This window comes from Amycolatopsis sp. lyj-108, from assembly GCF_046549005.1.
GTDB lineage: Bacteria > Actinomycetota > Actinomycetes > Mycobacteriales > Pseudonocardiaceae > Amycolatopsis.
Genome location: NZ_JAJPWQ010000006.1, coordinates 174,436 through 192,344 on the forward strand (window position 1 = coordinate 174,436; position 17,909 = coordinate 192,344).

The 17,909-nt window shown below is 68.3% G+C and carries 18 protein-coding genes; 9 read left to right on the plus strand and 9 right to left on the minus strand.

The features are described 5' to 3' along the window. Nucleotides 1-8 precede the first annotated feature (8 nt). A complete protein-coding gene (locus ACLJO0_RS22850) occupies nt 9-1,295 on the minus strand; it encodes a PhoH family protein (RefSeq protein WP_410580715.1) in 1,287 nt (428 codons plus the stop codon). Between the two features lie 730 nt (nt 1,296-2,025). Between ACLJO0_RS22850 and ACLJO0_RS22855 the strand changes: the two genes are divergently transcribed. Continuing rightward, nucleotides 2,026-2,274 carry a hypothetical protein gene (locus ACLJO0_RS22855; protein WP_410580447.1) on the plus strand — a complete coding sequence of 83 codons (249 nt, stop codon included), beginning with the start codon at nt 2,026-2,028 and terminating at the stop codon, nt 2,272-2,274. 60 nt (nt 2,275-2,334) lie between these two features. Here the strand turns inward: ACLJO0_RS22855 and ACLJO0_RS22860 are convergent, their stop codons facing one another. Then, nucleotides 2,335-3,111 carry an isoprenyl transferase gene (locus tag ACLJO0_RS22860; RefSeq protein ID WP_037306485.1) on the minus strand — a complete coding sequence of 259 codons (777 nt, stop codon included), beginning with the start codon at nt 3,109-3,111 and terminating at the stop codon, nt 2,335-2,337. A 132-nt stretch (nt 3,112-3,243) separates the two neighbouring features. On the opposite strand from ACLJO0_RS22860, the gene trhA reads away from it, so the two are divergent. Beyond that, nucleotides 3,244-3,885, plus strand: coding sequence for a PAQR family membrane homeostasis protein TrhA (gene trhA, locus ACLJO0_RS22865; RefSeq protein WP_410580716.1), 642 nt, complete (start codon nt 3,244-3,246; stop codon nt 3,883-3,885). Nucleotides 3,886-3,892: 7 nt separating this feature from the next. On the opposite strand, the gene ACLJO0_RS22870 is transcribed toward trhA, so the two are convergent. Both ACLJO0_RS22870 and ACLJO0_RS22875 read right to left on the minus strand, forming a co-directional pair. Continuing rightward, nucleotides 3,893-4,195, minus strand: coding sequence for a cytotoxic translational repressor of toxin-antitoxin stability system (locus ACLJO0_RS22870; protein ID WP_410580448.1), 303 nt, complete (start codon nt 4,193-4,195; stop codon nt 3,893-3,895). A 119-nt stretch (nt 4,196-4,314) separates the two neighbouring features. Continuing rightward, on the minus strand, nt 4,315-4,731 hold the full coding sequence (locus ACLJO0_RS22875; protein WP_410580449.1) for a prevent-host-death protein: 417 nt from the start codon (nt 4,729-4,731) through the stop codon (nt 4,315-4,317). 168 nt (nt 4,732-4,899) lie between these two features. Between ACLJO0_RS22875 and ACLJO0_RS22880 the strand changes: the two genes are divergently transcribed. Together ACLJO0_RS22880 and ACLJO0_RS22885 are read left to right on the plus strand one after the other, a co-directional pair. Continuing rightward, nucleotides 4,900-5,349: a pyridoxamine 5'-phosphate oxidase family protein gene (locus ACLJO0_RS22880; protein WP_410580450.1), complete on the plus strand. Its 450-nt coding sequence runs from the start codon at nt 4,900-4,902 to the stop codon at nt 5,347-5,349. Nucleotides 5,350-5,385: 36 nt separating this feature from the next. Then, a complete protein-coding gene (locus ACLJO0_RS22885; protein WP_410580451.1) occupies nt 5,386-6,132 on the plus strand; it encodes a potassium channel family protein in 747 nt (248 codons plus the stop codon). Here the strand turns inward: ACLJO0_RS22885 and ACLJO0_RS22890 are convergent. Both ACLJO0_RS22890 and ACLJO0_RS22895 read right to left on the minus strand, forming a co-directional pair. Beyond that, nucleotides 6,089-7,984: an acyl-CoA dehydrogenase gene (locus tag ACLJO0_RS22890; RefSeq protein WP_410580452.1), complete on the minus strand. Its 1,896-nt coding sequence runs from the start codon at nt 7,982-7,984 to the stop codon at nt 6,089-6,091. The two genes, ACLJO0_RS22885 and ACLJO0_RS22890, sit on opposite strands and share 44 nt — an antisense overlap. Nucleotides 7,985-8,057: 73 nt before the next feature. Next, on the minus strand, nt 8,058-8,618 hold the full coding sequence (locus ACLJO0_RS22895) for a hypothetical protein (protein WP_410580717.1): 561 nt from the start codon (nt 8,616-8,618) through the stop codon (nt 8,058-8,060). 181 nt (nt 8,619-8,799) lie between these two features. Here ACLJO0_RS22895 and ACLJO0_RS22900 point away from each other — a divergent pair, with 181 nt between their 5' ends. Continuing rightward, on the plus strand, nt 8,800-9,294 hold the full coding sequence (locus ACLJO0_RS22900) for a hypothetical protein (protein ID WP_410580453.1): 495 nt from the start codon (nt 8,800-8,802) through the stop codon (nt 9,292-9,294). On the opposite strand, the gene ACLJO0_RS22905 is transcribed toward ACLJO0_RS22900, so the two are convergent. After that, complete coding sequence (locus ACLJO0_RS22905; RefSeq protein ID WP_410580454.1) at nt 9,275-11,293, minus strand: thioredoxin domain-containing protein; 2,019 nt, start codon at nt 11,291-11,293, stop codon at nt 9,275-9,277. The two genes, ACLJO0_RS22900 and ACLJO0_RS22905, sit on opposite strands and share 20 nt — an antisense overlap. A 63-nt stretch (nt 11,294-11,356) precedes the next feature. Here ACLJO0_RS22905 and ACLJO0_RS22910 point away from each other — a divergent pair, with 63 nt between their 5' ends. After that, the gene (locus tag ACLJO0_RS22910) at nt 11,357-12,724 is read left to right on the plus strand and encodes a 3' terminal RNA ribose 2'-O-methyltransferase Hen1 (protein ID WP_410580455.1); all 1,368 of its coding nucleotides are present in this window, start codon (nt 11,357-11,359) and stop codon (nt 12,722-12,724) included. Next, nucleotides 12,721-15,213 (plus strand): polynucleotide kinase-phosphatase, encoded by a 2,493-nt coding sequence (locus ACLJO0_RS22915; RefSeq protein ID WP_410580456.1) that lies wholly within the window; start codon nt 12,721-12,723, stop codon nt 15,211-15,213. The genes ACLJO0_RS22910 and ACLJO0_RS22915 overlap by 4 nt, the downstream gene beginning before the upstream one ends. Nucleotides 15,214-15,285: 72 nt before the next feature. Here the strand turns inward: ACLJO0_RS22915 and ACLJO0_RS22920 are convergent, their stop codons facing one another. Beyond that, on the minus strand, nt 15,286-15,627 hold the full coding sequence (locus ACLJO0_RS22920; RefSeq protein ID WP_410580457.1) for a hypothetical protein: 342 nt from the start codon (nt 15,625-15,627) through the stop codon (nt 15,286-15,288). Next, entirely contained in the window at nt 15,628-16,521 is an 894-nt protein-coding gene (gene mca, locus ACLJO0_RS22925) for a mycothiol conjugate amidase Mca (RefSeq protein WP_410580458.1), read from the minus strand. Between the two features lie 144 nt (nt 16,522-16,665). Between mca and ACLJO0_RS22930 the strand changes: the two genes are divergently transcribed. Further along, the gene (locus ACLJO0_RS22930) at nt 16,666-17,121 is read left to right on the plus strand and encodes a DUF4307 domain-containing protein (RefSeq protein WP_125791874.1); all 456 of its coding nucleotides are present in this window, start codon (nt 16,666-16,668) and stop codon (nt 17,119-17,121) included. 198 nt (nt 17,122-17,319) lie between these two features. Continuing rightward, a complete protein-coding gene (gene greA, locus ACLJO0_RS22935; RefSeq protein ID WP_125789446.1) occupies nt 17,320-17,820 on the plus strand; it encodes a transcription elongation factor GreA in 501 nt (166 codons plus the stop codon). The last annotated feature ends 89 nt before the right edge of the window (nt 17,821-17,909 follow it).

Sequence of the window (17,909 nt, forward strand, 5' to 3'; positions counted from 1 at the left end):
GCACGTGTCTAGCCGTGATCCTCCAGCATTTCGGTGACGAGCGCCGCGATCGGCGACCGCTCGGACCGGGTCAACGTGACATGCGCGAACAGCGGGTGACCCTTGAGCTTCTCGATCACCGCCGAAACGCCGTCGTGCCGCCCGACCCGCAGGTTGTCGCGCTGCGCGACGTCATGCGTGAGCACGACCCGCGAGGCCGTGCCGAGCCGCGAAAGCACGGTCAGGAGCACGTTGCGCTCCAAGGACTGCGCCTCGTCGACGATGACGAACGTGTCGTGCAGCGACCGCCCGCGGATGTGGGTCAGCGGGAGCACCTCGAGCATGCCGCGGTCGAAGACCTCGTCGAGGACGTCCTGGCTGACCAGGCCACCGAGGGTGTCGAACACCGCCTGCGCCCACGGCTGCATCTTCTCCGACTCGGAACCGGGCAGGTAGCCCAGCTCCTGGCCGCCGACCGCGTACACCGGCCGGAACACCACGACCTTGCGGTGCTGGCGACGTTCCATCACCGATTCCAGGCCCGCGCAGAGCGCGAGCGCCGACTTGCCGGTGCCGGCGCGTCCGCCCAGCGAGACGATGCCGACATCGGAGTCCAGCAGGAGATCCAGCGCCACCCGCTGCTCGGCGGAGCGGCCGTGCAGGCCGAACGCCTCCTTGTCACCCCGCACGAGCCGGATCCGCTTGTCCGCGGTGACCCGGCCCAGCGCGCTCGAACTGCCCGCGAGCAGCCTCAAACCGGTGTGACAGGGCAGTTCACCGACTTCGGGCATCCCGAATTCCGCCGGATCCGCGGACGACGCGCCGAACAGCGTGTCGATCAGGGTCTGCGGGACGTCCACGTCCGCCATCCCCGTCCAGCCCGAGGGCGTCACCTCCTGCGCGCGGTACTCGTCGGCTTCGAGACCGACGGCGCCCGCCTTGACACGCAGGGGGATGTCCTTGGTCACCAGCGTGACCGACGCGCGTTCCGCCGCCAGGTTGAGCGCACAGGCGAGGATGCGGTGGTCGTTGGAGTCGGTGCGGAAGCCGACCGGGAGCACCGTGGGATCGGAGTGGTTCAACTCCACCTGCAGGGTGCCGCCGTGCTCACCGATCGGGAGCGGCGCGTCGAGCCTGCCGTGCTGACGACGCAGGTCGTCGAGCATGCGAAGCGCTTCGCGCGCGAACCACCCCAGTTCGGGATGGTGACGTTTCGCCTCCAGTTCACTGATGACGACCAGCGGAAGCACGACCGCGTGTTCGGCGAAACGAGTCACCGACCAGGGGTCAGAGAGCAGGACCGACGTGTCGAGCACGTAAGTGGACCGCTGGGATTCGGGCGAGATCGAGGCTTTCTCCGGGCCAGGGGCACCGGTCGAAGAACGGCCAGAGGCCTTGCGGGGTGAACGCTGCGCAGTCACGACGGCATCTCCCTCGTGGGCGTGGCACCACGCCCGCACTCGCTGGGCCGGGCACTTCCCTGGCTAACCGTTCCTTCCGACGCTCACCGCGTCAGTCGGCACGGCCACGAGGGCCGGGTGCCGGCCCCCTCGTGCATCCACTGGGCGGCTGTGCCGCCCTGTCGACTACCGCCACGACCAGGGCCTCCCGTGAGAGTCCGCATGGGACGCGAACCCTCACTTCCGGAAGGTACCTGCGTCCGGCCGATCGCGCAGGCAGCCACCACGGTGATTCGCCAAACCGTCATCTCACTGTCGGTCGCGTGACATCAACGCCTCGTCACCGTCACGATGTGTAGTGATGATCTCCATTCAGGGACGCTCGTCGATGCGACCCGGATGGATTAACGCCACAGAGGGCGTTCACCTGATGGGATCGAGGGTTCTACCACGCTTGGTAGCGGCCCGCATTTTGTGCCCGAGACAGAGAACCGGACCGAGTGAAACGGGCCTTTTTCGCCTCACACAATGGGCTTACGAGACGGTCACAACTCCTGAATAGCGAGTAATTTTCTCACTAGCGGGACACCCCCACCGGATTTCGGTGCCCCCGATCCCTGAATATCTCTACCAAGGAGTGTGCGAAGTGCTGAAGAAGGCTGGTTTCGTTTCCGCCGTCGCCGCGGGCATCATGATGGTCGGCGGAACCGCGTTCGCCGCGACCGGTGACACCACCGGCACCCCGGACCCGACGTTCGGCGACGCCTACAACACCTTCATCGAGGGTGGCGGCGCGCTGGGTTACGGTGCCGCTTCGCTGGTCGCCGGTGCCTACACGGGCATCGCCACCACCCCGGCTCTGATCCTCCACTCGCTGGAGCACCACCACCACTGATCTTCAGTGTGGACGTCGAAGGCCCCGGAGTGCACGCCGGGGCCTTCGTCATGTCACGGGTCAGGAACCGAAGCGCCGGTGCCGCCACGCGTAATCGCGCATGGCGCGCAGGAAATCGACGCGGCGGAACGCGGGCCAATAAGCTTCGGTGAACCAGAATTCCGAATGCGCCGATTGCCAGAGCAGAAATCCGGAAAGCCGCTGCTCACCCGAGGTGCGGATAATCAGATCCGGATCCGGCTGGCCGGAGGTGTACATGTGTTCGGAAATGTGGTCGACGTCCAGGATCTTCGCTAGCTCGCGGATCGACGTGCCCTCGTCGGCGTGCTGGAGCAGCAGCTTGCGGACCGCGTCGGCGATCTCCTGACGCCCTCCGTAACCGACCGCGACGTTGACCTCCATCCCGGAGCGCCCTTCGGTGCGCTCCGCGGCCGCGCTGAGGGCCTTCGCGACCTCCGGGGGCAGCAGGTCGAGGGCTCCCACGATGCGGAGCCGCCAGGGCGTGTGCGGTGCGGCGAGTTCGTCGGTGACGTCGGTGATGATCTTCAGCAGCGGGCTCAGCTCCTCGGCCGCGCGGCCGAGGTTGTCGGTCGAGAGCAGCCACATGGTGACGACCTCGACGTCGGCCTCGTTGCACCAGCTCAGGAAGTCGGCGATCTTCTTGGCGCCCGCGCGGTGCCCGTCGGCGACGTCGGTGAAGCCCGCTTCGCGCGCCCAGCGGCGGTTGCCGTCCAGCATGATGGCGATGTGGCGTGGATGGCGCCCCTTGGCCTGCTGGATCAGGCGCCTGCCGTAGGCGCTGTACACGACGTCTGACAAGAAGGACCGAAGACTCACGCCACTGGAGAGTAGTCACCCCGCGGGCCCCAGTGGGACGCGCCACGGACACTGGCGAAAAACCTACGGTGCCGTAACCTGGGAAGAGTGAGCGTAGAGTCCGAACAGCAGCCGTCCGGCCCCGCGCCCTTGGTGGACACACGTCCTCGGTTGCGTGGGCACATCCACTTCTGGTCCTTCTTCGTCGCAGTCGCCGGAGCCGTGACCCTCATCAGCCTAGCCGCGTCCACTGTGTCGCCTATAGCCGCTTTGTCCACTTCGGTCTATGGGCTGACCGTGCTCGGCCTTTTCGGCGTCAGCGCGCTCTATCACCGTCGCTTGTGGAGCCCACGAGCATACGAATGGATGAAGCGCGCCGACCATTCGATGATCTTCCTGTTCATCGCCGGCACCTACACGCCATTCACCCTTCTGGCGATGTCTCAGCCGACCGGGTACATCGTGCTGGCGATCGTCTGGGGCGGCGCGATCGGCGGCGTCACCCTGAAGATGCTGTGGCCGAACGCGCCCCGCTGGCTGGGCGTGCCGATCTACATCGCACTGGGCTGGGTCGCCGTCTTCGTCCTGCCCGAGCTGGGCGCCCACGCCGGTGTCGCGGCACTCGTCCTGCTCTGCGTCGGCGGGCTGTTCTACACGCTGGGCGCGGTGTTCTACGCGGTCAAGTGGCCGAACCACTTCCCGGAGACCTTCGGGTACCACGAGTTCTTCCACGCCTGCACGGTTCTTGCGGCGACGTCGCACTACGTGGCGATCTGGCTGGCGATGTACGCCTAGCCGCAGGTCAGCTGTTCTCGGTCCAGAATTGCTGCAGCCTCGCGATGGCCTCGGCTTTGGTCATGGCCGCGACCTCGGTTTCAGGAAGACCGACCCGCGAGAGCAGCATGTGCACCAGGTCAGCCGGCAGAGCTTCAGCCTGCGGCGCTGGCACTCCGCGGTCAGGTTTGACGCCGTCCTGCACACACGACCAGAAACACGGCTCGTCGACGTCGAGCTGATCGCGGAGGATGTGTTTCCAGATGCTCTTGCCGTATCCGGTCCGATCCACCGGATGCGAGATCCGGGTTCGCAGGATGCGGCCGTCCATGAGGCCGAGTTCGTAGGTGACGTGGTGCGTGCCCGTCCGACCACGAGCGTCACGGACTCTCCGCCACTCTTCGACCTGACAGAACGACTCATGGTCCTTGCGAGTGGGCAGTGGCCAATTCACCGCGCGGTACCCGCCAGCCAATCGCGCAGCTGATCGTCATCGCTCAGGCTGATCAGCTGGACCAGACCCCAGTTGTCACGGTGGTTCGGAGCGTCCAGCAACCGCGACTGCCAGTCTTCCGCGTACTCCCGCAGAGCGTCGACCATCTCGGTCAACGCCTCGTCGAAAGTGGCGCCGTCCGCCGCGACCGGCAAGCCCGGGATGAACACGGACCAGCCACCTCCCTCTGCGACGACCTGCGCCGAGGCAGGCAGGAGCGACGCGAGAAAGTGTCGAAGACGCTCGACATCGACCACGGCGGCCTGAACCGAATCACGCCGAACCGTTGCGACGCGGCCCTTTTCGGCGGCATCCAGCAGATCTTTCAGATGCGCGCGAGCTTCGGTGTAGCTGTCGTAGTGGAGAGCTGACACAGGGGCCTCCCGATAAGTCGTCCCTCAGTCTGCCTAAGTACGTCACGTACGTCAAGTACGTATGGTGTTCACGCGACCCACGTGACCAGGACGGACACACGCGTGTTCCCTCTGGCACAAGAAAGTGCCTTCTTCCGCGCCCTCACCGCGCGAGCCATGATCGCCACCATGGCCAAGAACGCACCGCCCCGCCCTCTCGACGACGCGGCTCTCAGCGACTTCCTCGCCGAGCACGCCTTCGGCGCCCTCGCGACCCTCAAGCGCGACGGCCGCCCTCACCTCTCCACGGTCGTCTACACGTGGGACCCCGAGGCGCGCACGGTCCGGATCAGCACGACCGAAGACCGCCTCAAGGTCAAGCAGCTCCGCAACAACCCCACCGCCTCGCTCTACGTCTCCAGCGCCGACCACTGGAAATTCGCGGTCGTGGAAGGGAAAGCGGAACTCTCCGAGGTCACCCGGACACCCGGTGACACGGCCGGGCTCGAATACCTCGCCGCCCAGAGCCAAAAGCCGGAGGACGAGGCCGAGTTCCTCGAGACCATCGCGGCCGAGCGAAGGCTCTACATCACCCTCAAAACCGACAAACTCTATGGAACGGCCCTGGACATCGCTTAACGTGCACCTGGAAAAGGCCAGGTGAGGAGACGCCCGATGTGGGAAAAGCGGATGGAATGGCCGCTCAACGCCGCCGCCGTACTGTTCCTCGCGGCCTACGCGTGGCCGATCCTCCAGCCCTCGCTAGGCCACACCGGCCGGGTCTGGTGCGAGGTCGTCACGTGGGTCGCGTGGGCGGTCTTCGCTCTGGACTACGGCGTCCGCCTCAAGCATGCCAAGGACAAGCGGGACTTCCTCAAGAAGAACCTCTTCGATCTGCTGATCATCGTGCTCCCGCTCATCCGGCAGCTGCGGCTGCTCCGGCTGGTCACGGTGCTCAACGTCCTCAACCGCAACGCCGGCCTGTCGTTGCGCGGCCGTGTCGTGGTCTACACGGTGGGCGCGACGGCGCTCGTCGTGTTCTGTTCGGCGCTCGCCGTACTCGACGCCGAACGCACTCAGACGGACCCGCCGATCACCGACTTCCCGGACGCGGTGTGGTGGTCGATCACGACGATCACCACGGTCGGTTACGGCGACCGCTATCCCATCAGCGGCACCGGCCGGATCGTCGCGGTCGGGCTGATGGTGGCCGGGATCGCGCTGCTCGGTGTGGTCACCGCGACGCTGGCGTCGTGGCTGATCCGCCGGGTGACCGAGGCCGACGAAAACGCGCAGGCCGTGACACGCGAGCACCTCGACGAGCTGACCCGCGAAGTCAAGGCGTTGCGGACCGAGCTCGCCGAGCAGCGCGCCGGGGTCAGTCCCGCAGCATCGGAGCCGCTAGGTACTGCTCGGGGATAGCGAAGGCGTCCACGAGTGTCCGCGCGTGCGGGCGCAGGTCGGCGCACAGGGCGTTCACCGCGGCGGTGACGGCCTTCGAGCGCCCGGACGTCAGGCGTCCGTGTTCGAGGAACCAGCCACGATCCGCTTCGATGTTCGCGAGCGCGTAGAGGTCGCACACCCGCTCCAGCAGTTCGCGGGCCTCGGCGTCGGCGCAGCGCTCGATGGCGCCGACGAACGCTTCCAGCACCACCCGGTCGACGTGCGCGCGTCCGGCGCGGAGCACGTGATCCTGCGCGTCGTTGAAGACACCGAAGACGCCGGAGGGGTCCGAGCTGCCTTTACGCAGGCGCTGCGCGACGCCGCCGAGTACGTGTTCTTCGCGGTCTTCGAACAGCTTCAGGTGCCACTCGCGGGAGTACAGCACGTCGCCGTCGTCGGCCTCGGTTAGCCGTTCGACGACCTTGCGCGCGGACGTCCGTTCGATCACGGCTTCGACGAGCTGCTCCGCCACGAAACGCGCGGTCGCGAGCGGGCTGAGGTCCTCGAATTGGTCCTTGTAGCTGGTCAGAAGGCCCTTCGCGACCAGCTGCAGCAGCACGGTGTTGTCACCCTCGAAGGTGGTGAAGACGTCCGTGTCGGCCTTCAACCCGGGAAGCAGGTTCTCCGAGAGGTAGCCCGAACCACCGCACGCCTCACGGGCGGCCTGGATGGTCGCCGTCGCGTGCCAGGTCGAGACGGCCTTGATCCCGGCCGCGCGCGATTCCAGCTCTCGCTGCTCTTCCTCCGGCGCGTCCTCGGCGATGTCGTTCAGCTTCGAAACGAGTGCTTCCTGCGCGAAGTGCAGGGCATACGACGTCGCCAGCGCGGGCAGCAGTTTCCGTTGGTGGGCGCGGTAGTCGAGGATCACGACCTCCTCGCCGTCGGGCCGCGCGAACTGCCGCCGCTGCTCGCCGTACCGGACGGCCAGCGCGAGCGCGCGCTTCGTCGCGCTGCCGGCGCTGCCCGCGACGCTGACCCGGCCGCGGATGAGGGTGCCGAGCATCGTGAAGAACCGGCGGCCGTCGCTTTCGATCGGGCTGCTGTATGTGCCGTCCTCGGCGACGTCACCGAACCGGTTGAGGAGTGCCTCGCGCGGAACCCTCACCTGGGTGAAAGTGAGCCGTCCGTTGTCGACGCCGTTGAGGCCCGCCTTGCGGCCGCAGTCCTCGATTTCGACGCCGCTCACGTTCTCGCCGCGGATCGGCACCAGGAACGCGTGCACCCCGCGCGATTCGCCGCCCGTGATCAGCTGTGCGAACACCACCGCGAGTTCGCCGTCGCGGGCGGCGTTGCCGATGTACTCCTTCATCGCGCCCCGGTCCGGCGTGTGCACGACGAATTCACAGGTGGCCGGATCGTAGGTCGCGGTGGTGCGCAGATGCTGGACGTCCGAGCCGTGGCCGTGCTCGGTCATCGCGAAGCAGCCCAGCAGCTCAAGATCCTTGATCTTCCGCAGGTAGCGCTCGTGGTGGCGTTCGGTGCCGAGCAGTTGCACCGCGCCGCCGAACAGACCCCATTGGACACCGGCCTTGACCATCAGCGAGAGGTCACCGAAACCCAGCATCTCGAACGACATCACCGAGCCGCCGACGTCGCCGCCACCGCCGTGCGCCGGGTCGAAACCGAGCCCCGGCCGGTCGGTGCGGGCGAGCAGCCGCAGCCATTCGAGCACCTGGGCGCGGTGCGCTTCGATATCGAGGTCCACTGGGTCCTTGAAGTCTTCCGCGGCCATCTGCGCGCGCACCGCGCGCCGGAGCCCGGCCCACCGTCCATCGAGGACGGTGGTCAGCGCGTCCGGGTCGATCTTCGCGGGAAGTCCTGGTGTGTCCACGATTCCTCCGATGCGGTGCGGTCTGCGTTCAGCCTGCCGCACCGCATCCGGGGACGCAGCACGAATCCCGGCCTCAGGAAAGGTCCGGTCCCTGCGAGCGGAGATCGTCCACCTTGGTCATCGCCTCCCGGAGCTCGGCGAGCCAGGCGTCCGCGTGTTCCCCGACCAGCCGGACGGCCCACGCCAGCGCCTCCGACCGCGACCGTGCGACGCCCGCGTCGACGAGGGTGTCGAGGACCAGGCGTTCCGGCTGCCGCAGCCTGGTCATCACCGGCGCCGAATGCGTGGTGAACAGGTGCCTCGTGCCGCCGAGGCTCGCGCCCCAGGCGACCTTGCGCTGATACCGGTGCTCGGCCTGGCGCGCGATCTCGATCCGCTCGTCGCGGGTCTCCTCGCGGAACCGGCTGATCCGGCCGTCCTCGGCCGCCGCGCGGGCGGCGTCGTCGGCGTACTCACCGGTGAGCGGCTGGAGTTCGCCGACGATGACGATCTCTTCGCGATCCACCGTGACCTCGGGATCTCCGGTGAACCAGCCCTCCGGGAGCCGTCCGCCGAACCACGCGCCCGCGTCGTCCGCCGAGGGGATGTCCGCCTGCTGCCAGCCGCCCCGGCCCTTCCAGCCACTTCGTCCCATGTGCCTCGCCGCCCTGAAGTAGGTGTGCATGCTCGCCTCCGCGATTACATGATTACAACGCTACCGACGCTACGCTCGCCACGGCCGAGATTCACTCGTGTTCTCCCCCGGCGAAACCCGAGGCAACCTGATGACCTGCGCCGACGTGTTCCCACCAGCAGTTGACGGAAAGGGGAACCTCATGCTGAAAAAGGCCATGATCGGCGCTCTCATGCTCGGAGCGGCCCAACTGGCGGTGATCGCGCCCGCCGCGGCGACCACCGATCCCAGCTGGTACCTCGGCCCGAGTGAAGTCGGGCCCGGGAAGCAGATCTACGCGGAGACCAGAGCCGGAGCCGGCGGCTGTACCCCGAAGGGACCGGTGACCTCGCCGGGGCTCGCCGAGCCGATCACGTGGACCATCGGCGGGAACTTCGGGAAATACGGCGGTTACGGGCGGGTGGTGAAGACTCCCGGCAAGTACGTCGCGACCCTCACCTGCTCCGACGGCCGGAAGTCGACCCGGGCGTTCACAGTGACCGGTATTCCGCCGACCACCACTACCAAGCCGCCGACCTCCACGAAGCCGCCGAAGTCCACCACGACGAAACCGAAGGCGCCGCAGGTCGCGGTGAAGCCGGCGGGGGCTCCGCAGACGGGCGGCGGCGCCTTCGGCCCTATGGCGTGGGATTGGTGAGCTGGGCGCGCAGATCCTCGGCGGCGATGACCGGGCGTTCGCAGACATAGCCGCGGCATACGTACGCGGCGGCGGCACCCTCCACCAGCGGCCGGTCGGCGAGCAACGGCACTCCCTCGGCGTCCGGGACACCACTCACGACGACGGCGCCGTCCGGTGCCGACGCGACGGCCGCGGCCAGCAAGTCCTTGCGTGAAGCGGCATCCGTCCCGACGACGGCCACCTGCACCGGACCGGCGGCCGCGGCTTCGGCGACCGTGAGCCAATGCCCGGCGAACCGCGGCGCGTGGGCGGCGAGCCGTCCAGCGCGCGCCAGCGCCTGCTCGGCCGCCTCGCGGTAGCGGCCCACCTGATCGTGCCCCGCCAGTACGGACGCGGTCAGCAACGCGTTCGCCAGCGCCGAAGCCCCCGCCGGGCTCGCGTTGTCGGTCGGGTCGGAGGGCCGCTGCACCAGCACTTCCGCGTCGTCGGCCGTGTCGTAGTAGGCACCCGTCGAGTCCGGGACGCCGAAATGAGCCAAGGCGAGGTCCAGCAAGGTGACCGCGTCGGCCAGCCAGCGCGGCTCGCCGGTCACCTGGTGGAGTTCGAGCAGCCCCTCGGCGAGGCACGCGTAGTCCTCCAGCACGCCCGCCGTCGTGCCGACGACGCCGTCGCGCGAGGTCCGGCGCAGCCGTCCGTCCACGAAATGGTCGTCCATCAGGAAAGCCGCGGCACGAGCCGCCGCGTCGATCCACTGTGGACGATTCAGCCGCGAGCCGGCTTTGGCGAGCGCGCCGATCGCGAGCCCGTTCCACGCGGCGATGACCTTGTCGTCGCGGGCTGGCTGAGGACGCTCGTTCCGCGCGCTCAGGAGCGTGCGCCGCACCCGCTCGTACCGTTCCGCGTCCGCGGGATGCGGCTCACGCAGCCGCAGCGTCGACGCGCCGTGCTCGAAGTTGCCCCGTTCGGTCACCTGGAACAGTTCGGCGGCCCAAGCGCCGTCCTCCTCGCCGAGCACTTCGGCGAGTTGCGCGGGAGTCCAGACATACGTGAGGCCCTCGACGCCGTCGGTGTCCGCGTCGAGCGAAGCGGCGAAGCCTCCCTCAGCCGTTCCGAGGTCGCGCAACAGGAACTCCGCGGTCTCTTCGACCGTCCGCCGCGCGTACTCGAGGCCGGTCACGCCGTGGAACTGCGCGTAGAAACGCAGGAGCAAACCGTTGTCGTACAGCATCTTCTCGAAGTGTGGCACTTCCCAGCGCGGGTCGACGGAGTAACGCGCGAACCCGCCGGCCAGCTGATCGTTGAGCCCGCCGAGCGCCATCGCCTCCGCCGTGTGCTCGACCGGTGAGAGATCGGAACCGGTGCGTTCGTGGTGCCGGAGCAGGAAGTTCAACGCCATCGTCGGCGGGAACTTGGGGGCTCCGCCGAATCCGCCGCTCGCGGCGTCGTATTCCTTGCGCAGTGAAGCGACCGCGGATTCCAGCGCCGCACCGTCCACAACGGACTCCGGCAGCGGCCCGCTCTTCTCCGTGAGATGGGCGATGATCTGCCGGGCGCCGGAACGCAGTTCGTCCGGGCGCTCACCCCAGGCTTCGGCCACCGCGACGAGCAGCTGCGGGAACGACGGCATCCCCGGCCGCGGCGACGGCGGGTAGTAGGTGCCGCAATGGAAGGGCTCACCCTCCGGGGTCAGGAAACACGTCATCGGCCAGCCGCCCTGACCGGTCATCGCCTGGGTGGCCGCCATGTACACCGAGTCGATGTCCGGCCGCTCCTCACGGTCCACCTTGATGTTGACGAAGTTCGCGTTCATCAGCGTCGCGGTGGCTTCGTCCTCGAAGGACTCGTGCGCCATGACATGGCACCAGTGACAGGCCGCGTAGCCGACCGACAGCAGGATCGGCACGTTCCGCCGTTTCGCCTCGACCAGCGCCTCTTCACCCCAGGGCCACCAGTCCACCGGGTTCTCGGCGTGCTGCAGCAGGTACGGACTGGTCGCGGCCTTCAGGCGATTCGACATGTCACCAGGGTCGCACGCGGAAAAGCGGGCGCGCGGAACGGCCGTCTGCGCGACACTCATCCGGTGCTCCTGACCATGACGACCACCCGGAACCCCGCCACTGACCTGGGCTTTCTCCTGCACAAGCATCCGGAGAAGGCACAGACGTTCACGCTCTCGGCAGGGAAGGCGCACGTCTTCTACCCCGAGGCGGCCGAGGAGCGCTGCACGGTGGCGCTGCTGGTCGAGATCGACCCGGTCGACCTCGTGCGCGGCGGCGGGACGTCGTTGACCCAGTACGTCAACGACCGGCCGTACGCGGGCGGCTCGTATCTGGCGGTGGCGCTGCGCGCGGTCTTCACCACGGCGCTGGCCGGGCGGTGCGCGAACCGGCCGGAACTGGTCGACGAGGCGTTCCCGCTGGAGATCCGCGTGCCGTCGCTGACCGCGCGCGGCGGCGCGGAGGTCGTCCACAAGCTGTTCGAACCCCTCGGCTGGCAGGTCGAGGCCAAGGCCATCCCGCTCGATCCCGAGTTCCCGCGGTGGGGCGATTCCCGCTACGTCGACCTCCGGCTGACCGGGACCCAGCGCGTCGTCGACGCGTTGCGGCACCTGTACGTCCTGCTGCCCGCTCTCGACGGCGACAAGCACTACTGGATCGGCCAGGACGAGGCCGACAAGTTGCTGCGCGTCGGCGAAGGGTGGCTCGCGGGACATCCGGAACGGGAGCTGATCACCAACCGGTACCTCGAACGCCGGCGTCCGATCGTTTCGTACGCGCTCACCCGGCTGGCGGAAGCGGACGACGTGCCCGCCGAGGCCGAAGCGCGGGTCACCGAACTACCGGACCGGCCCGAGCCGCTCGCCGTCCAACGGCACGGGAGCGTGCTCGCGGCTCTCCGGGCGGCGGGTGCGCGGCGGGTGCTCGACCTCGGCTGCGGCGGTGGTGCGCTGCTGCGCGTGCTCCAGAAGGAGCCGTCGTTCACCGAGATCGTCGGCGTCGACGTGTCCGCGAGCGCGCTCGACATCGCCGACAAGCGGCTGAAAGACAAGACGCGGATCACCCTGAAGCAGTCCGCGCTGACTTACGCCGATCCGTCGCTGGCCGGATACGACGCGGCCGTGCTGATGGAGGTGATCGAGCACGTCGACGAGGAGCGCCTGCCCGCGCTGGAACACGCCGTGTTCGGTGTCGCCGCGCCGCGGACCGTGCTCGTCACGACGCCGAACGCCGAGTACAACCGGCACTTCGAGTTCCTCGGGGAAGGCCGGTTCCGGCACGCCGACCACCGTTTCGAATGGACACGCGAGCAGTTCCGCTCGTGGGCCGACGGCGTCGCCTCCCGGCGCGGCTACGACGTCCGCCACCTGCCAGTGGGACCCGAGTCCCAAGAATCAGGACCGCCGACCCAAATGGCGGTCTTCACGTCTCGGAAGGAGGCCGTGGCATGAAACTGACCATTCCCGACATGTCCCTCGTCGTGCTCGTCGGGGCCTCCGGCTCCGGCAAGTCGACCTTCGCGCGGACGCATTTCGCGCCGACACAGGTGCTGTCCAGCGACTACTTCCGCGGCCTGGTGGCCGACGACGAGAACGACCAGAGCGCGTCGGCCGCCGCTTTCGACGTGCTCCACTACGTCGCGGCGAAACGGCTCGAAGCGGGCCTGATCACGGTGATCGACGCGACGAACGTCCAGCGTGCTTCCCGGGCCGGTCTTTTGAAGCTGGCCAAGGAGTACGACGTCCTGCCGACGGCGATCGTGCTCGACCTGCCGGTGAAGGTCTGCCAGGAACGCAACGAATCCCAGCCCGATCGTGACTTCGGCGAGCACGTCGTCCGGCGTCAGCGCGGTGAGCTGCACCGCTCGCTGAAGTCGTTGGAACGCGAGGGTTTCCGGCGCGTGCACGTGCTGCGGAGCGAGGCCGAGGTCGCCGAAGCGGAGATCGTCGTCGAGCCGTTGCGCAACGACCGGCGTGAGCTGACCGGACCGTTCGACGTCATCGGCGACGTCCACGGCTGTCGCGAGGAACTGGAGGAACTGCTCACCGAACTGGGTTACGCCGACGGCGTGCATCCCGAAGGCCGCACCGCGGTCTTCGTCGGCGACCTCGTCGACCGCGGGCCCGACACGCCCGGCGTGCTGCGCCGCGTGATGGCGATGGCCGAGACCGGCAACGCGCTGGTCGTCTGCGGGAACCACGAACAGAAACTGGTCCGAGCGCTCGACGGGCGCAAAGTCAGGACGGCGCACGGCCTCGCGGAGTCGCTTGAACAGCTTTCTGCGCAGGATGAGGAGTTCCGCGCGAAGGCGCACGCGTTCTGCGAAGGACTCATCGCGCACTACGTCCTCGACGGCGGCAAGCTCGTCGTCGCGCACGCGGGCCTGCCCGAGAAGTTCCACGGGCGCGCGTCCGGCCGGGTGCGGAGCACCGCGCTCTACGGCGACACCACCGGCGAGACCGACGAGTACGGCCTGCCGGTGCGGCTGCCGTGGGCGCGTGACTACCGCGGCAAGGCGATGGTCCTCTATGGACACACGCCGACGCTGGAGCCGGAATGGGTCAACGGGACCATGTGTCTCGACACGGGCTGCGTCTTCGGCGGCAAGCTGACCGCTTTGCGTTACCCGGAGCGGGAAGTCGTCTCGGTGAAGGCGAAGAAGGTCTGGTACGAGCCGTCACGTCCGCTCGAACCCGCGCGGCCGCTGGGCGGACGTGAGCCCGCGGTCCTGGAACTGGGCGACGTCACCGGGAAGCGGATCGTCGAGACACGGCACCACGGCCGGGTCGGCGTCTCCGCCGAGCAGTCGGCGGCGGCGCTCGAAGTGATGAGCCGCTTCGCCGTCGACCCGCGCTGGCTGCCGTACCTGCCGCCGACGATGGCGCCGTGTTCGACGTCCGCCACGGACGACTACCTCGAACACCCCGAGGAGGCCTTCGCCGAGTTCCGCGCTGCGGGTGTCGATCACGTCGTGTGCGAAGAGAAGCACATGGGCTCGCGTGCCGTCGTGCTCGTGTGCCGCGACGACGGCGTGGCTCCCGCGCGGTTCGGGATCCACGGTCCGGGCGCGGTGTACACCCGCACCGGGCGGCCGTTCTTCACCCCGGAACAGAACGCGCGGCTGCTCTCCGGTGTGCGGGAAGCGTCGTCGGAACTGTTCGAGGAGCTGGACACCGGCTGGTTGCTGCTCGACACGGAACTGCTGCCGTGGAGCGCGAAAGCGGGCTCGCTGATCTCGGGACAGTACGCGGCCGTGGGCGCGGCGGCCAAGGCCGTGCTGCCCGCCGCCGTCGCTTCACTGGACGCCGCCGCGACTCGCGGGGTCGACGTGACGGAACTGCTGAAGCGGACCCGGGTCCGCGAGTCCACTGTGGACGCGTACCGGCAGGCGTACCGGCGTTACTGCTGGCCGACCGACGGCCTCGACGGCGTCCGGCTGGCGCCGTTCCAGGTGCTGGCTTCGGAAGGGCACGCGTACCACGACCGGCCGCACGCCTGGCACCTTTCGCTGCTGGACCGGCTCACCGGCGACCTGTTCACCCGCACACGGACCCTCGCCGTCGACACCACCGACCCGGCGTCGGTGGCACGCGGCGTCGAGTGGTGGCTGGACCTGACCGGCGCGGGCGGCGAGGGCATGGTCGTCAAACCGGCGGCGAACCTGACCCGCGGCGCGCGCGGCCTCGTGCAACCGGGAGTGAAGGTGCGCGGGCGGGAGTACCTGCGGATCATCTACGGGCCCGACTACACGCTGCCGGAGAACCTCACGCGGCTCCGCAAACGCGGGCTGAACCGGAAGCGGGCGCTGGCGTTGCGCGAGTACGCGCTGGGGCTGGAGGCGCTGGAGCGGCTGGCCCGCGCGGAGCCGCTGTGGCGGGTGCACGAGTGCGTGTTCGCGGTGCTGGCGCTGGAGTCGGATCCGGTCGACCCTCGCCTTTGACGCGCTTCCGGAATGCTATGAAAGGTCCTTTCCTTGCAAAATTTGCAAGGAAAGGACCTTTCATAGCAGCGCTCAGTCGGACTTGGCGGTCGGTTTCTCCGTCTTGGCGACGGGCTCGGCCGCCTTCTCCGCGTCAGCCTTCGAAGCGTCGGGAGCCTCCTCGGCAGGCGCCTCCGAAGAAGAGGCGGCCGGCTCGTCGAAGCTCTCCGGAAGCCGCTTCAAGTGCTTGGTCATCGACCGCACCAGCAACGCCACGGCGACCAAGAACAGGATCAGGATCAGGAACCCCACCGGCGACGACTTGCCGAAGTCCTCACCTTGGCCGCCGTTGTCGCCGTTGCCGGGCTGCTGTGCCAGGAACTGCGACATCGCCGTCACCGGAACGACGGCGAACGCCGGCACCACGAAACTCATCTAGCCCTCCTTCAAACCGGCGAACAGATCGTCCTCCGGCAGGGTGCTGTCCACCAGTGAGCGGACCAGCTCGTACTCCTCGGTCGGCCAGACCTCGCGCTGCAGATCGCGCGGGACGGCGAACCAGCGGCTGTTCGGGTCGATCTGGGTGGCGTGCGCCTTCAGCGCGTCGTCACGCTGCTCGAAGTAGTCGCCGCATTCGACGCGGGTGGTCACCCGCTCCATGACGTCGGCCTTCTCCGGGTCCCACGACTTGAGCCACTCCTCGTACGGCGACTCCAGGCCGCGGGCGAGCAGGGCCTCGTGGAACACGGTCATCCTGGCGCGTGAGAACCCGTGCACGTAGTACAGCTTCATCGGCTGCCACGGCTCGCCCGCGTCCGGGTAGCGCCCGGCCTCGCCCGCCGCGTCGAAGGCCGCGACCGAGATCTCGTGCGTGCGGATGTGGTCGGGATGCGGGTACCCGCCGTTCTCGTCGTAGGTGACGATCACGTGCGGACGGAACTCGCGGATGACCTTCACCAGGGCGCCGGTGGACTCCTCGAGCGGGATGACCGCGAACGAGCCCTCCGGGACCGGGGGCAGCGGGTCGCCCTCGGGCAGGCCCGAGTCGATGAAACCGAGCCAGGCGTGGCTCACCCCGAGGATCTTGGCCGCGCGGGCCATCTCCTCGCGGCGGACCTCGGTCATGTTGGCCACTACTTCGGGACGGTCCATGGCCGGGTTCAGCACACTGCCCGCTTCACCGCCGGTGCAGGTCACGACCATGACCTCGTGCCCTTCGGCGGCGTACCTGGCCATGGTGGCCGCGCCCTTGCTCGACTCGTCGTCGGGGTGCGCGTGCACCGCCATCAGGCGGAGGCGTGACTTCGGCGGTTCATTGGCTAGCACCATGCTCCGAACGTCCCCTTCTCGTTCCCTATTCCCCTGCGACCCTGCCTGACGGCCCGCCCTGCCGGGCGCGGATACTCGAGGGGACCACTCGCATACGACCCCATTGTCCCTGCGAGCACGACGACACCGACCGGGAGGCCCGGGTTGAGCACGGGACAGGACGCTCCCTCCGCGGAAAGCACCCGGATGGACGTGCCGGAAGGCCGGTACGGCAAGCCCCGTGCCGCGAAGCCCGCCCGCTGGCGGCGCCTGGTGTTCGTGGTGATCGCACTGCTGGTCAGCGGCGGTATCGCCTATGCCGCGTACGCGAACTTCGGCAGCGCGCCCATCGAGGGCGAACGCGTCTTGTTCGAGGAGAAGCCGGGCGACGCGATGGAGATCACCATCAACGTGACCAGGGACGACGTGAACCGTCCAGGGGTGTGCGTCGTCCGCGTCCGTGACAAGGCCGGGGCCGAGAGCGGGCGTAAAGAGGTCCTGATTCAGCCTGGTTCGAAGAACAGCAGGGTGACTACCACCATCAAGAGCATCGGAAAGCCGGTCACGGCTGATATCTTCGGATGCTCATACGACGTACCACGGTACCTGTCAAGGCCATAGCGGCCAACGGGGTGAAACGGGCGCCCAACGCCGAGGCGCGACCGAATTCGACCGGCGGCGATGCCTCGCGCCGTGTTACTCTGATCTACCGGCACGGCCCAAGACGGGCCGTGTTTTTCCTTTATCTCAGCCAGGCCGGCGCGCCATGCCGGCCGGTGGCCGGCTTGTACACCCAAGCCTGGCAGGCCCTACTAGGAGATGGTGACCGTGAGCGACACAAAGGTGACCTGGCTGACCCAGGATGCCTACGACAGGCTCAAGCAGGAACTCGACCACTACATCGAGCTCCGCCCGGTCATCGCTGCGAAGATCAACGACAGCCGGGAAGAGGGCGACCTCAAGGAGAACGGCGGTTACCACGCCGCCCGCGAAGAGCAGGGCCAGCACGAGGCCCGCATCCGCCACCTCCAGGAGCTCCTCCGTTCGGCCAAGGTGGGCGAGCCGCCCGCCAATGACGGCAGCGCGGGACCGGGCAAGGTCCTCACCGTGCGTTACGACGGTGACGACCAGGACGAGAACTTCCTCTTGGCGACTCGCGAAGAGGGCACCGAGGGTGGCCTGGACGTCTACTCGCCGGAGTCCCCCCTCGGCAAGGCGCTGCTCGGCGCCAAAGAGGGCGAGACCCGCGAGTACGAGCTGCCCAACGGCAGCATCCAGAAGGTGACGCTCGTCAAGGCCGTGCCGTACACCGCCAAGTAAGCCCCCGCGCGCCGCTTTGCGGCCGAAGGCCCCGGAAACCGATGAAGGGGCGCCCTCCGCACGCAGCGCGAGTTGCCTGCGAACCGGCG

What these genes read in the sequence shown, in the direction of transcription:
- ACLJO0_RS22870 (WP_410580448.1), bottom strand. Translation starts at nt 4,195, where the DNA reads ATGGACGGCCGCATCCTGCGAACCCGGATCTCGCATCCGGTGGATCGG.
- ACLJO0_RS22880 (WP_410580450.1), top strand. Translation starts at nt 4,900, where the DNA reads ATGGCCAAGAACGCACCGCCCCGCCCTCTCGACGACGCGGCTCTCAGC.
- ACLJO0_RS22885 (WP_410580451.1), top strand. Translation starts at nt 5,386, where the DNA reads ATGTGGGAAAAGCGGATGGAATGGCCGCTCAACGCCGCCGCCGTACTG.
- ACLJO0_RS22895 (WP_410580717.1), bottom strand. Translation starts at nt 8,618, where the DNA reads ATGGGACGAAGTGGCTGGAAGGGCCGGGGCGGCTGGCAGCAGGCGGAC.
- ACLJO0_RS22900 (WP_410580453.1), top strand. Translation starts at nt 8,800, where the DNA reads ATGCTGAAAAAGGCCATGATCGGCGCTCTCATGCTCGGAGCGGCCCAA.
- ACLJO0_RS22905 (WP_410580454.1), bottom strand. Translation starts at nt 11,293, where the DNA reads ATGTCGAATCGCCTGAAGGCCGCGACCAGTCCGTACCTGCTGCAGCAC.
- ACLJO0_RS22915 (WP_410580456.1), top strand. Translation starts at nt 12,721, where the DNA reads ATGAAACTGACCATTCCCGACATGTCCCTCGTCGTGCTCGTCGGGGCC.
- ACLJO0_RS22920 (WP_410580457.1), bottom strand. Translation starts at nt 15,627, where the DNA reads ATGAGTTTCGTGGTGCCGGCGTTCGCCGTCGTTCCGGTGACGGCGATG.
- mca (WP_410580458.1), bottom strand. Translation starts at nt 16,521, where the DNA reads ATGGTGCTAGCCAATGAACCGCCGAAGTCACGCCTCCGCCTGATGGCG.
- greA (WP_125789446.1), top strand. Translation starts at nt 17,320, where the DNA reads ATGGTGACCGTGAGCGACACAAAGGTGACCTGGCTGACCCAGGATGCC.